We start from the raw sequence: 13376 nt of genomic DNA on the forward strand, positions 1-13376 counted from the left end.
GGAGCCCGCCATGTACGTCCATCGCATCATGCTCTTCCTGGTCTTCGGCGGGTACCTGCTCTCGCCGCTGCTGATGAGCGGCTGGGCCAGCCCCGAGGTGGCCTGGTATCGCCCCTTCGTCATCTGGGGGGTGCTGATCGCCCTGACCCTGTGGCTGGAGCAGAAGAGGAAGCTCGATGAACGCTAGCCTCGGCGGCTTGCTGGCCCTCGGCAGCGGCTACCTGCTGCTGCTGTTCCTCGCTGCCCTGGCGGTGGAGCGGCACTGGATTCCCACGCGCATCGCCCGCCACCCGGCGGTCTACACCCTGGCGCTGGGCGTCTACGCCAGCGCCTGGGCGATCTACGGCAGCCTGGAGCTGGCCGGCAATGCCGGCTACGGCTACCTCGCCTACTACCTGGGGGTGGCGGGCGCCTTCCTGCTCGCCCCGGTCCTGCTGGTGCCGATCCAGCGCATGACCCGGACCTACCAGCTGGCCTCGCTGGCCGACCTCTTCGCCTTCCGCTTCCGTTCGCGCTGGGTCGGCACCCTGATCACCCTGGTCAGCCTGCTGGCCGTGCTGCCGCTGCTGGCCCTCCAGGTGCAGACCCTGGGCGACACCATCTACCTGATGACCGGTAGCGCCTCGCCGGCCCTGCTGGCCCTGCTGTTCTGCGCGCTGATCGCGCTGTTCGCCATCCTCTTCGGCGCCCGCCACACCCGGCTGCACGCCCGCCACGACACCCTGCTAGCGGTGATCGCCCTGGAGTCGCTGGTCAAGCTCACCGCCATGCTGGCACTGGGGGCCTTCGCGCTGTTCGTGGTCTTCGATGGTCCCACGGACCTCCAGGCCTGGCTGGACGGCCCGGGGCGTGCGGCCCAGGCACGCGTCGCCCACCTCGACCCGGCCCAGTGGCGCACCCTGCTGCTGCTGTTCTTCGCCGCGGCCTTCCTCATGCCGCACATGTTCCACATCACCTTCGCCGAGACCCTCTCGCGGCGCACCCTCCTCCAGGCCGCCTGGACGCTGCCGCTGTTCCTGCTGCTGATGGCGCTGCCGGTGCCGCTGATCCTGTGGGCCGCCCAGCGCCTGGGAGTCGACGCAGGCGGGCTCGGCACCGCCTACTTGGCCTACGGGCTCTCCGAGTCGCTGTGGCTACAGGGGCTGGTGTTCATCGCCGGCCTGGCGGCCACCAGCGGCACCATGATCATCATCTCCCTGGCACTGTCGGGCATGATCCTCAACCACCTGGTGCTGGTCGCCCACCCCCCGGTGGACCAGCCCGACCTCTATCGCTGGCTGCGCTGGCTGCGTCGTGCGCTGATCATGGCGGTGATCCTCGGCGGCTGGCTCTTCTACCGCCTGGTGGGGGTGAACCACGACCTCACCACCCTGGGGCTGGCCGCCTTCATCGGCATGGCCCAGTGCCTGCCGGGCATGCTCGCGCTGCTCTACTGGCCGGGCGCCAACCGCAAGGGCATGGTCAGCGGGCTGACGGCGGGCGTGCTGGTGTGGCTCGCCGGTACCTGGGTGCCCCTGCTGAGCGACGTTCCGGCCCTGGTGCTGCTGCCGCCGGGCCTCGAGGCGCTGGCCGGCGAGCCGGTCTGGTACGTGGTGACGCTGGTCTCGCTGGCGGTCAACATCCTGACCCTCATCCTGGTCTCGCTGATCACGCCGACCTCCGCCGGCGAGCGGGCCGCGGCCGAGGCCTGCTCGGTGGATGCGGTGATCCGTCCCAAGCGCCTGCCGCTGGTGGCCGGCAACGGCGAGGAATTCAAGCACCACCTGGCCCGCGCCCTGGGCGAGGAGGTCGCCGGTCGCGAGGTCGACCGCGCCCTGACCGACCTGGGCCTGTCGCCGCTGGATGGCCGTCCCTATGCCCTGCGTCGTCTGCGCGACCGCATCCAGGCCAACCTATCGGGGCTGATGGGTCCCTCGGTGGCCCAGGACATCGTCGACCGCCACCTGCCCTATCGCCGTGGCGGCCTGGAGCCCAATGACGACATCCACTTCGTCGAGAGCCGCCTGGAGGCCTATCGCACCCGGCTGACCGGCCTGGCCCGGGAGCTCGACGGCCTGCGCCGCTACCACCGCCGCATGCTCACCCGGCTGCCGGTGGGCCTGTGTGCCTTCGGCGTCGATGACGAGCTGCTGATGTGGAACGACGCCCTCGCCGAGCTTTCCGGAATCGATGGCAGTAGCGTGGTCGGCTCGCGCCGCGATGGCCTGCCGCCACCCTGGGGGGCCCTGCTGGGACGCGTGCTTCTCGAGCATCATGACCACCTCTACAAGCAACCGGTGACGCTCGACGGCACCACCCGCTACCTGAGCCTGCACAAGGCCGAGCTGGAGGCCGATGAGGAGATGCGTGGCGGCACCGTGGTCCTGGTGGAGGACCACAGCGAGATGAAGTGGCTGGAGGACGAGCTGGTGCATGCCGCCCGGCTGGCCTCCATCGGCCAGCTGGCGGCGGGCGTGGCCCACGAGATCGGCAACCCCGTCACCGGGATCTCCTCGCTGGCCCAGAACCTGCGCTACGACACCGACGACCCGGAGGTGCTGGAGACCGCCACCCAGATCCAGCAGCTCACCGACCGCATCTCGCGCATCGTCGAGTCGCTGGTGGGCTTCGCCCATGGCGGTCGCCACGTGACCGGCCGGCCCTTCGCCCCGGTGTCGCTCGACACGCTGACCGACGAGGCCCTGCACTTGATCCACCTTGCCCGCTCGGGGGAGGATATCCACTATCACAACCGTTGTCCGGCCGGGCTCGAGGTCACCGGAGATGCCCAGCGGCTGCTGCAGGTGATGGTCAACCTGCTCGGCAACGCCCGCGACGCCAGCACCCCGGGCGGCGAGGTGATCATCGATGCCGCCCCAGAGGGCAAGTGGCTTCACGTCACCGTCACCGACCAGGGCCACGGCATCGACGAGCGGGTGCGCGACCACCTGTTCGAGCCCTTCACCACCACCAAGCCCCCCGGCGAGGGCACGGGCCTCGGCCTGCCGCTGGTCTACAGCATCATTGCCGAGCACGGCGGCCAGATCGATATCGACTCCCCGCCCCCCGGGCAGGCCAACGGCACCCGCATCCACCTGTGGCTGCCCCTCAACCCAGAGCATGGTGACAGCACCGATGAGCCGGATCCTGATCGTTGAAGACGAAGCCATCATCCGCAGCGCCCTGAAGCGGCTGCTGGAGCGCCACGACCACCGGGTCAGCGAGGCCGGCTCGGTGGCCGAGGCCCTGGCGCTCGAGCCCCAGGGCTTCGACCTGGTGATCAGCGACCTGCGGCTGCCCGGCGAGCCCGGCACCGAGCTGATCGCCCGCGCCGCCCCCGTGCCGGTGCTGATCATGACCAGCTACGCCAGCATGCGCTCCGCGGTGGAGGCGCTGAAACTCGGGGCCGTGGACTATGTGGCCAAGCCCTTCGACCACGACGAACTGCTCGAGACCGTGGCCCGGGTGCTGCACCGGCAGGCCTCGCAGCAGGGCGAGCCGCCCGACATCACCGAACCCGGCGGCACCCGCCAGCCGATGATCGGCAACTGCCCCGCCATGCAGGTGGTCTACACGCGCATCCGCAAGGCGGCACCGGCCGATGTCACCGTACTGATCCAGGGCGAGTCGGGCACCGGCAAGGAGTTGGTCGCCCGCGCCCTGCACCAGCAGAGCCGCCGCGCCCATGCCCCGCTGGTCTGCGTCAACTGCGCCGCCATCCCGGAGACGCTGATCGAGTCCGAGCTGTTCGGGCACGAGAAGGGCGCCTTCACGGGGGCCAGTGCCGCGCGTACCGGCCTGGTCGAGGCCGCCGATGGCGGCACCCTCTTCCTCGACGAGATCGGCGAACTGCCGCTCGACGCCCAGGCTCGCCTGCTGCGGGTGCTGCAGGAGGGCGAGATCCGCAAGATCGGCTCGGTGGAAACCCGCCATGTCGACGTGCGCCTGATCGCCGCCACCCACCGCGACCTGCAGAGCCTGTCGAAGACCGGCGAGTTCCGCCTCGACCTCTACTACCGTCTCAACGTGATGCAGATCGACCTGCCCGCCCTGCGCGAGCGCGAGGACGACATCCTCGAGATCGCCGATGTCCTGCTGGAGAAGGCCTGCCGGCGCCACGAGCGCGACGGGCTGCGACTCTCGCGGGCCGCCCGGCGCACCATCCGCGACTATCCCTGGCCAGGCAACGTGCGCGAGCTGGAGAATGCGCTGGAGCGCGGCGTGATCCTCGCCGAGGGCCACCTCATCCATCCCGACGACCTGGGGCTCGCGCCGACGCCCCAGCCGCCGGGCAGGTCCCCGGCACCCGCGCCAGCCATCGCCCGCCAGGAGGAGCAGGAGGCCGGCGACGAGGAGGACCTCTCCCTGGAGGACTACTTCCAGCACTTCGTGCTGGAGCACCAGGACCAGATGAGCGAGACCGAACTCGCCCAGAAGCTCGGCATCAGCCGCAAATGCCTGTGGGAGCGCCGCCAGCGCCTGGGCATCCCCCGCAAGAAGAGCCCACGCCGCAACACGGGCTGAGGCGGCTGACCATGCGACCATGGTGCAAGACCCCGCGGCATCGTCCGCAAGCGCGTCTTGCCCCCTTCCCGCCATCCCGCTTGCACCATTTGTTACCTTCCCACACAGCCAGTGCCCCGTAACGGGGCCGAACGGGTAACACTCCACCCGCACGCCGGGACGTGAACTTTTCCACCTCATCACAACCATTTGTTTTTTCGGTTTTTATCCGTCGGTGGCACGCGGCCTGCTATACCTAGGGCAAGAAAAACAAATCCGGACGTCACCCGCTGCCAACAACAACAAGAGGGCAGCCAGGCTGTGACAGGGCCCGACCCGACAACAACAACAAGACACCCGGGCCCCTACGACTTCGGCGCTTGCCGACAACAAGAACAGCATCGGCACGGCGCGAGGCCTTCGGGCCCCAACAAGAACAAACTGCTCGAAGCACCGGAGCCATCAGGACGCGACGCACCCGGGTACGGCCGACCAACAATGATAACGGGCCGTCGAGGTGCACTCTCGGCAACAACATCAACAAGCCGGGAGGAGGCATGCTTCCATGCCGTCGTGGTTGGACTATTGTTTTGAATACGAGACGGTCGCCGTCAGGAGCACCAACAAACACAACAACACCGCTTGCCTGAACACTCCTTGGTGACTGTGGTGCGTATTCAGGGCGATGCGCCATCACGAAGAAGAATCAGCAGCAGGGATGCTGCATCCTGCTTACAGGGGAGGCCAATGGCCTCCCCTTTCTGCTTTCTGGACGACCTCGGCACCGTACCGCGCTTTGCAAGGTGTCAGTGGTCGGCTACACTCAACGCTTTCCGCGTCCCGCGAGTCGATATCGCCGCATGATCAAAGGTTTTACCCGCTTTCTGCAGAGTCCGGGCGAGCGCATCAAATCGCTGTTCGGCCCTCAGGATGCGCCGGCCGGCAGCACCGGGCCGCGCATCATTCCCCGCCAGGAACACCCTGTCTCGCGTCAGCACTTCAGCGACGCCGCCCTCAAGGTGCTCTACCGGCTTCACAACGCCGGCTTCCAGGCCTTCCTGGTGGGCGGGTGCATCCGCGATGCGCTGCTCGGCCACATGCCCAAGGACTTCGATGTCGCCACGGATGCCACCCCGGAGCAGGTCAAGGACCTGTTTCGCAACTCGCGCATCATCGGCCGGCGCTTTCGCATCGTGCATGTCCGCTTCGGGCGCGAGGTGATCGAGGTCACCACCTTCCGCGGCAAGCCCAACGATGATCACGCCGACCATATCTCCCAGCAGTCGGACGATGGGCTGCTGCTGCGCGACAATGTCTGGGGCAACATCGAGGAAGACGCCCTGCGCCGCGACTTCACCGTCAATGCCCTCTACTACAACATCGCCGACTTCTCGATCCACGACTTCGCCGACGGCGTGCACGACATCGAGGCCCGCACCCTGCGGCTGATCGGCGACCCGGCGACCCGCTATCGCGAGGACCCGGTGAGGATGCTCAGGGCGGTGCGCTTCGCCGCCAAGCTCGACTTCCACCTCGACCCGGCCACCGAGGCCCCCATCCACGACGCCGCACCGCTGCTGCTGCAGATCCCCCCGGCGCGGCTGTTCGATGAGATCCTCAAGCTGTTCATGGCCGGCCAGGGCGTCGCTACCTTCCACCTGCTGCGCGACTACGGGCTCTTCGCGATGCTCTTCCCGGAGGCCGACGAGGCCATGGAGGAGCTGCCCTGGGCCGAGCGCCTGGTCGAGCTGGCGCTGGAGAGCACCGACCGGCGCATCGCCGAGGACCGCCCGGTGACCCCGGCCTTCCTGTTTGCCGCCCTGCTCTGGGCCCCCGTCCAGCAGCGCCAGGCGATCCTCGAGGCCGATGGCATGCCGTCCATCCCCGCGCTCCAGACGGCGTCCCAGCAGGTGGTCTCGCGCCAGCTCCAGCACATCTCCATCCCCAAGCGCTTCAGCCTGCCGATGCGCGACATCTGGGACCTGCAGCAGCGGCTGCCGCTGCGCCGCGGCAAGCGCGTCTTCCAGACCCGCGAGCACCCGCGCTTCCGGGCCGCCTACGACTTCCTGCTGCTGCGCGAAGGCGCCGGTGAGATCACACCCGGCCTGGGTGACTGGTGGACCGCCTTCCAGCAGGCCGACGAGCACGAGCAGCGCCGCCTGCTGGGCAAGGTCGGTGCCGACCCGGCCGGCAGCGGCCAGCCGCGCAAGCGCCGCCGTCGCCGCCGCAAGCCGCGGGGCCCCGCGAGCGACACATGAGCCCTTGGTGGCACCATGCCTGGATCGGCCTGGGCAGCAACCTCGACGGCCCGCGAGCACATGTCGAGCGCGCCCTTGGCGAGCTCGACCGCCTTCCCCTGACCCGTCGCATTGCCGCCTCACGACTCTATGCCAGCGCGCCGGTGGGGCCCGCCGACCAGCCCGACTACATCAATGCCGTGGCGCACCTGGAGACGCGGCTCTCGCCGCTCGCCCTGCTCGACCAGTTGCAGGCCCTGGAACAGCGCCACGACCGCGTGCGCGGCCGGCGCTGGGGGCCCCGGACCCTGGACCTGGACCTGCTACTCTTCGATGACCAGCGGGTCACGTTGCCACGGCTGACACTGCCCCACCCGGAGATGGTAAAGCGCGCCTTCGTGCTGGTCCCGCTGGCCGAGCTGGCCCCGACCCTGGTGCTCGGCGGTCGCCCCCTGGCGCAACTGGCCGCCGGGCTCGACACCGGGGAGCTGCGGCCGGTGTTACCGCAAGGCTGAGGAACACCCCACATTGTTACCTATCGACACTTCGGCATGATTCGGGTAACAATCTCAGGTTACACCGAGGCAGGCCCGCCGGAGGCCTCCCACGACCAGACGATGAGAGCACGCCATGAAAACCGTCACCCTGAGCACGCTGCAGGCCTTCAAGCGCGCCGGTGAGCCGTTCAGCTGCCTGACCGCCTACGACGCCTCCTTCGCCCGGGCGGCCGGAGAGGCGGGCATCGAGGTGCTGCTGGTGGGCGATTCGCTGGGCATGGTCCTGCAGGGTCACGCCAGCACCCTGCCGGTGACCCTCGACGAGGTCTGCTACCACACCCACTGCGTGGCCCGCGGCAAGGGCGCCAGCCTGCTGATGGTCGACCTGCCCTTCATGAGCAACTCGAGCACCGAACGCCTGCTCCAGGATGCCGGCGAGCTGATGCGCGCCGGGGCCGAGCTGGTCAAGGTCGAGGGCGAGGCCTGGATGGCCGACGGCATTCGCGAACTGACCCGGCGTGGCGTGCCGGTCTGCGCCCACCTGGGCCTGACGCCCCAGTCGGTCTACCAGTTGGGCGGCTACAAGGTACAGGGACGCGAGGCCGAGCAGGCGACCCGGATCCTCGAGGATGCCCGCACGCTGGTCGAGGCCGGCGCCTCGGTGATCCTGCTCGAGTGTGTGCCGGCAAGCCTGGGCCGGGCGGTGAGCGAGGCGCTGGAGGTGCCGGTGATCGGCATCGGCGCCGGCCCCGACACCGATGGCCAGATCCTGGTGATGCACGACGTGCTGGGCGTGACCCACGGCCGCACGCCGCGCTTCGTGAAGAACTTCATGGTTGAGGCCGACGATATCCAGGGCGCCTTCCGCCGCTACCACGAGGACGTCAAGGCCCGCCGCTTCCCCGCCCTAGAGCACTGTTTCTAAGCCGCGTTTCGAGGAGCTCGCCGCGATGCGTACCCTGCGAGAGATTCCGCCCCTGCGCGAGGCCCTGGACGAGTTCCGTCGCCGAGGCCAGCGCGTCGCCCTGGTGCCGACCATGGGCAACCTGCACGACGGCCACCTGGCGCTGGTGGCGGAGGCACGTCGCCGGGGCGACGTGGTCGTGGCGACCATCTTCGTCAACCCGCTGCAGTTCGGTGCCGGCGAGGACCTGGACGCCTACCCGCGGACCCTCGTCGAGGACCAGGCGATGCTCGAGGAGGCCGGCTGCGACCTGCTGTTCGCGCCCGAGACGACGACCCTCTACCCGCGCGGCCTCGCGGCCCAGACCCGGGTCTGCGTGCCCGAAGTCAGCGAGGGGCTCTGCGGTGGCGACCGGCCCGGGCACTTCGATGGCGTCGCCACCATCGTCACCATGCTCTTCCACCTGGTGCAGCCCGATGTGGCCTGCTTCGGCGAGAAGGACTACCAGCAGCTGGCGGTGATCCGCCGCCTGGTGGCCGACCTGCATGTCCCCGTGGAGGTCGTCGGCGTGCCCATCGTGCGCGCTGCGGACGGCCTGGCCCTCTCCTCGCGCAACGGCTACCTGGATGCCGACCAGCGCGCCACCGCCCCGGCGCTCTACCGCACCCTGTGCGCGCTGCGCGATGCCCTGGAGGCCGGCGCCGACAGCGACGAGACCCTGGCCGATGGCCTCGCCCGGCTGAAGGAGGCCGGCTTCACGCCGGACTACCTGGAGCTTCGCGACGCCGACCTGGGGCAGGTGACGACGACCACCCGCGAGGCCGTCCTGCTTGCCGCGGCGCGCCTGGGCCCGACCCGACTGATCGATAACCTGAGCCTGACCCTGCCACGCTGAAGGCGTGGCGACGTCAAACAGAGGAACCTAAGCTCCATGCAAACCATCATGCTCAAGGCCAAGCTGCACATGGCCCGTGTCACCCATGCCGTGCTCAACTACGAGGGCTCCTGCGCCATCGACGGCGAGCTGCTCGACATGGCCGGCATCCGCGAGAACGAGCAGATCCAGATCTACAACGTCGAGAATGGCCAGCGCTTCACTACCTACGCCATCCGCGCGGAAGAGGGCTCGAGGATCATCTCGGTGAATGGCGCCGCGGCTCACCTGGCGAGTGAAGGGCAGCGCGTGATCATCTGCAGCTATGCCCATTACAGCGACGCGGAACTCGAGGCCCACGCACCGGCCCTGGTCTACCTCCAGGAGGGCAATGTGATCAGCCACACCAGCAACGCCATCCCCGTCCAGATGGCCTGACACCGGCCTCCCACGGCACCCTGCGGGGTGCCGCACCTCCCGAGCTGCGCTCTCCCCCCGGTACCTCCCCGTGCATTCGGCCATGGAAGCATTGCCGCGACGCACAAGCGTCCCCTATGCTGGAAGACCCGGCTCTGTCTGAGACGTCTTCGATCTCAGGTTGTCCTCCAGACACGGCCGCAAGCCCGCTAGTCATTCTTCAGGAGTATCTCCCATGCAAGACGTGGTGATTGTTGCCGCTCGCCGCACTGCCGTCGGCACCTTCGGTGGCTCCCTGGCCGGCATTCCCGCCAGCGACCTGGGTGCCCATGTCATCAAGGACATCCTGGCCTCTACCGGTGTGGCCGGTGATCAGGTCGACGAGGTACTGCTCGGCCAGGTGCTCACCGCCGGGGTCGGCCAGAACCCCGCCCGCCAGGCCTCCATCAAGGCCGGCCTGCCGGATGCCGTGCCGGCCATGACCATCAACAAGGTCTGCGGGTCGGGCCTCAAGGCTCTGCATCTGGGCGCTCAGGCCATCATGCTCGGCGACGCCGAGCTGATCCTCGCCGGCGGCCAGGAGAACATGTCCGCCTCGCCCCACGTGCTGCCCAACTCCCGGACCGGCCAGCGCATGGGTGACTGGAAGGCCATCGACACCATGGTCCACGACGGCCTGTGGGATGCCTTCAACAACTACCACATGGGCATCACGGCCGAGAACCTGGCGGAGAAATACGGCATCACCCGCGAGGAGATGGACGAATTCGCCGCCGGCTCCCAGCAGAAGGCCGCGGCCGCCATCAGGGAAGGCAAGTTCAAGAGCCAGATCGTGCCGGTGGAGATCCCCCAGCGCAAGGGCGACCCGGTGGTCTTCGACACCGACGAGGGCCCGCGTGACGTGACCGCCGAGAAGCTTGGCGGCATGCGTCCGGCCTTCAAGAAGGACGGTACCGTCACCGCCGGCAATGCCTCCTCCATCAACGACGGGGCCGCCGTGGTGATGCTCTGCTCCGCCGACAAGGCCAAGGCCCTGGGTCTCGAGCCGCTGGCCCGCATCAAGGCCTACAGCAATGCCGGTGTCGACCCCTCCATCATGGGCATCGGTCCGGCCCCGGCCACCCGTCGCTGCCTCGAGAAGGCCGGCTGGAGCCTGGAGGACCTGGACCTGGTCGAGGCCAACGAGGCCTTCGCCGCCCAGGCCCTCTCCGTCAACAAGGAACTGGGCTGGGATGTCAGCAAGATCAACGTCAACGGTGGCGCCATCGCCATCGGCCACCCCATCGGTGCCTCCGGCTGTCGCATCCTGGTGACCCTGGTCCACGAGATGATCGCCCGTGATGCCAAGAAGGGCCTGGCGACGCTGTGCATCGGCGGTGGGCAGGGCGTGGCGTTGGCCATCGAGCGCTAAAGCGCCAAGCGCCAAGCGCCAAGCGCCAAGCGCCAAGCAGGCAGCATGCCCCGGGATTCTTCCCGGGGCATGTTCTTTTCGGCCTACACAAGAAACCGCCGCCGGGGGTAGCCCCGGCGGCGGTTTTCCTTGCGTCTTGTTCCTTGGCGCTTGCGGCTCGCCGAAGGCGGTCGCTTACAACTGGGGCTCGGCGGCCTCCTCGGCCTCGAACGCCGCCTTCTCTTCCGGGGTGATCTCCTTGATGGTGAGCTTCACCCGGTTGCGATTGTCGATATCGAGCACCTTGACGATGGGCTCATCGCCCTCGTTGAGGAAGTCGCGCACGTCGTTGACCCGCTCCGGCACGATCTGGGAGATGTGCACCAGGCCGTCGGTGCCGGGCATGATGTTGACGAAGGCGCCGAAGTCGGCGATGCGCACCACCTTGCCGCGGTAGAGCTTGCCAATCTCGGGCTCGGCGGTGATCGCCAGCACGGTGTCGATGGCCGCCTTGGCCGCCGACTTGTCCTCGGCATAGATGCGCACGGTGCCGTCGTCGTCGAGGTCGATGGAGGCGCCGGTGTCCTCGCAGATCTTGCGGATGGTGGCACCACCCTTGCCGATGACGTCGCGGATCTTCTCCGGGTCGATCTTGATGGTGGCCATGGAGGGGGCGTTCTCGGAGACCTCGGCACGGCTCTGGGCGATCACCGTGTTCATCTGCTCGAGGATCTGCTGGCGGGCGTCATAGGCCTGCTGCAGGGCCGCCTCCATGATCTCCTCGTTGATGCCCTCGATCTTGATGTCCATCTGCAGGGCGGTGACGCCCTCGGCGCTGCCGGCCACCTTGAAGTCCATGTCGCCGAGGTGGTCCTCGTCACCCAGGATGTCGGTGAGCACGGCGAAGCCGTCCTCATCCTTGACCAGGCCCATGGCGATGCCGGCCACCGGGGCCTTCATCGGCACGCCGGCATCCATCAGGGCCAGCGACGAGCCGCACACGGAGGCCATGGAGCTCGAGCCGTTGGACTCGGTGATCTCGGAGACCACGCGGATGGTGTAGGGGAACTCCGCCTCGTCGGGCAGCATCGCCTGCACGCCGCGACGCGCCAGGCGGCCATGGCCGATCTCGCGGCGCTTGGGACCGCCCATGAAGCCGGCCTCACCCACGCTGTAGGGGGGGAAGTTGTAGTGCAGCAGGAAGCGGTCCTTGCGCTCGCCCTCCAGCGACTCGATCAGCTGGGAGTCACGCAGGGTGCCCAGCGTCGCCACCACGATGGCCTGGGTCTCGCCGCGGGTGAAGATCGCCGAGCCATGGGTCTTGGGCAGGGTGCCGACCTCAATGGAGAGCGGACGCACGGTCTTGTGGTCGCGGCCGTCGATGCGCGGTTCGCCCTTGACCACGCGCGAACGCACCACGCGCTTCTCCAGGCCGGCGAAGGCGCCCTTGACCTCGTCGGCGTCGTACTTGCCCTCTTCCTCGCCGGCGAACTGCTCCACCGCCTGATCCTTGAGAGCGGAAAGAGCGTCCTGGCGGGCCATCTTGTCGGTGATGCGATAGGCCTCGCCGACCTTCTGCTCGAAGGCATCGGCCATGGCGCCCTTGAGGGCGGTGTTCTCGGCGGGCGGCTGCCAGTCCCACTTCGGCTTGCCCGCCTCGGCGACCAGCTCGTTGATGGCCTGGATGGCCACCTGCATCTCCTGATGGGCATAGAGCACGGCGCCGAGCATCTCGTCCTCGAGCAGCTCGTTGGCCTCGGACTCGACCATCAGCACCGCCTTCTCGGTCCCGGCGACCACCATGTTGAGCTCGGAGCCGGTCAGCTCCTCGACGGTGGGGTTGAGGAAGTAGCCGTTGTCCTCGGTGAAGCCCACCCGCGCGGCGCCGATCGGGCCGTTGAAGGGCACGCCGGAGATGGCCAGGGCGGCGGAGGTACCGAGCATCGCGGCGATGTCCGGGTCATGGTTGCGGTCGGTGGAGAGCACCGAGCAGACCACCTGCACCTCGTTCATGAAGCCCTTGGGGAAGAGCGGACGGATCGGGCGGTCGATCAGCCGCGAGGTGAGAGTCTCCTTCTCGGTGGGACGCCCTTCGCGCTTGAAGAAACCGCCGGGGATCTTGCCGACCGCATAGGTCTTCTCCTGATAGAACACCCCCAGCGGGAAGAAGGGCTGAGCAGGATTTGCCTCCTTCTTGGCCACCACGGTGCACAGCACCACGGTGTCGTCCATGGTGACCATCACGGCACCGGTAGCCTGGCGGGCGATGCGCCCGGTTTCCAGGGTGACGGTGCTGCGACCGTACTGAAACGTTTTCTTGACCGGGTTCACGGCGACTTCCTTCAACTTTTCTGTGTTTGGGTCGTTTTGACTCGGCGACCATTTTAGGGGTTGACGCCCGCGGCGGCCACCGGCTAGTGACATTTCCTGGGTATCGCATCAGCATGCATCGCTCGGGCCTGATCTGGCGGCAAGCCCCGAAGTGTCGGACCATCGAGGAGGCGCTGTGAATACCTCCCTGTACGCTACCGACGCCCTGCTTCGCTCTCGCATCCTGCTCCGCTCGCAGGACCGG

Annotated in this window: 10 protein-coding genes; 9 read left to right on the forward strand and 1 reads right to left on the reverse strand. The window is 68.1% G+C overall.

The annotated features are described in order from the left end of the window. Nucleotides 1-10: 10 nt before the first annotated feature. The 9 genes from QLQ86_RS05500 (at nt 11) to QLQ86_RS05540 (ending at nt 10822) form a co-directional block, all read left to right on the forward strand. Nucleotides 11-187, forward strand: a complete 177-nt coding sequence (locus tag QLQ86_RS05500; protein WP_282816170.1) for a hypothetical protein — start codon at nt 11-13, stop codon at nt 185-187. Beyond that, nucleotides 177-3137 (forward strand): ATP-binding protein, encoded by a 2961-nt coding sequence (locus QLQ86_RS05505; protein WP_282816171.1) that lies wholly within the window; start codon nt 177-179, stop codon nt 3135-3137. The genes QLQ86_RS05500 and QLQ86_RS05505 overlap by 11 nt, the downstream gene beginning before the upstream one ends. Beyond that, nucleotides 3115-4503 (forward strand): sigma-54-dependent transcriptional regulator, encoded by a 1389-nt coding sequence (locus tag QLQ86_RS05510; RefSeq protein WP_282816172.1) that lies wholly within the window; start codon nt 3115-3117, stop codon nt 4501-4503. The genes QLQ86_RS05505 and QLQ86_RS05510 overlap by 23 nt, the downstream gene beginning before the upstream one ends. An 839-nt stretch (nt 4504-5342) precedes the next feature. Continuing rightward, nucleotides 5343-6740, forward strand: coding sequence for a polynucleotide adenylyltransferase PcnB (gene pcnB, locus QLQ86_RS05515; RefSeq protein WP_282736816.1), 1398 nt, complete (start codon nt 5343-5345; stop codon nt 6738-6740). Beyond that, a complete protein-coding gene (folK, locus tag QLQ86_RS05520) occupies nt 6737-7234 on the forward strand; it encodes a 2-amino-4-hydroxy-6-hydroxymethyldihydropteridine diphosphokinase (RefSeq protein ID WP_282736817.1) in 498 nt (165 codons plus the stop codon). The genes pcnB and folK overlap by 4 nt, the downstream gene beginning before the upstream one ends. Before the next feature lie 115 nt (nt 7235-7349). Beyond that, a complete protein-coding gene (panB, locus tag QLQ86_RS05525) occupies nt 7350-8141 on the forward strand; it encodes a 3-methyl-2-oxobutanoate hydroxymethyltransferase (protein WP_282816173.1) in 792 nt (263 codons plus the stop codon). Between the two features lie 25 nt (nt 8142-8166). Next, complete coding sequence (gene panC / locus QLQ86_RS05530; protein WP_282736819.1) at nt 8167-9015, forward strand: pantoate--beta-alanine ligase; 849 nt, start codon at nt 8167-8169, stop codon at nt 9013-9015. Nucleotides 9016-9051: 36 nt separating this feature from the next. After that, nucleotides 9052-9432 (forward strand): aspartate 1-decarboxylase, encoded by a 381-nt coding sequence (gene panD, locus QLQ86_RS05535; RefSeq protein ID WP_282816174.1) that lies wholly within the window; start codon nt 9052-9054, stop codon nt 9430-9432. A gap of 214 nt (nt 9433-9646) precedes the next feature. Further along, nucleotides 9647-10822: an acetyl-CoA C-acetyltransferase gene (locus QLQ86_RS05540; protein WP_282736821.1), complete on the forward strand. Its 1176-nt coding sequence runs from the start codon at nt 9647-9649 to the stop codon at nt 10820-10822. Between the two features lie 174 nt (nt 10823-10996). Here QLQ86_RS05540 and pnp read toward each other — a convergent pair whose 3' ends face one another. Continuing rightward, nucleotides 10997-13132 carry a polyribonucleotide nucleotidyltransferase gene (gene pnp, locus QLQ86_RS05545; RefSeq protein WP_282736822.1) on the reverse strand — a complete coding sequence of 712 codons (2136 nt, stop codon included), beginning with the start codon at nt 13130-13132 and terminating at the stop codon, nt 10997-10999. Nucleotides 13133-13376: the final 244 nt, after the last annotated feature.

It is taken from the genome of Halomonas rhizosphaerae (assembly GCF_030012485.1).
Classification (GTDB): Bacteria; Pseudomonadota; Gammaproteobacteria; order Pseudomonadales; family Halomonadaceae; genus Halomonas; species Halomonas rhizosphaerae.

Excerpts from the sequence above, each read along its gene's own strand:
- QLQ86_RS05500 (WP_282816170.1), top strand. The coding sequence starts at position 11 with ATGTACGTCCATCGCATCATGCTCTTCCTGGTCTTCGGCGGGTACCTG.
- QLQ86_RS05505 (WP_282816171.1), top strand. The coding sequence starts at position 177 with ATGAACGCTAGCCTCGGCGGCTTGCTGGCCCTCGGCAGCGGCTACCTG.
- QLQ86_RS05510 (WP_282816172.1), top strand. The coding sequence starts at position 3,115 with ATGAGCCGGATCCTGATCGTTGAAGACGAAGCCATCATCCGCAGCGCC.
- pcnB (WP_282736816.1), top strand. The coding sequence starts at position 5,343 with ATGATCAAAGGTTTTACCCGCTTTCTGCAGAGTCCGGGCGAGCGCATC.
- folK (WP_282736817.1), top strand. The coding sequence starts at position 6,737 with ATGAGCCCTTGGTGGCACCATGCCTGGATCGGCCTGGGCAGCAACCTC.
- panB (WP_282816173.1), top strand. The coding sequence starts at position 7,350 with ATGAAAACCGTCACCCTGAGCACGCTGCAGGCCTTCAAGCGCGCCGGT.
- panC (WP_282736819.1), top strand. The coding sequence starts at position 8,167 with ATGCGTACCCTGCGAGAGATTCCGCCCCTGCGCGAGGCCCTGGACGAG.
- panD (WP_282816174.1), top strand. The coding sequence starts at position 9,052 with ATGCAAACCATCATGCTCAAGGCCAAGCTGCACATGGCCCGTGTCACC.
- QLQ86_RS05540 (WP_282736821.1), top strand. The coding sequence starts at position 9,647 with ATGCAAGACGTGGTGATTGTTGCCGCTCGCCGCACTGCCGTCGGCACC.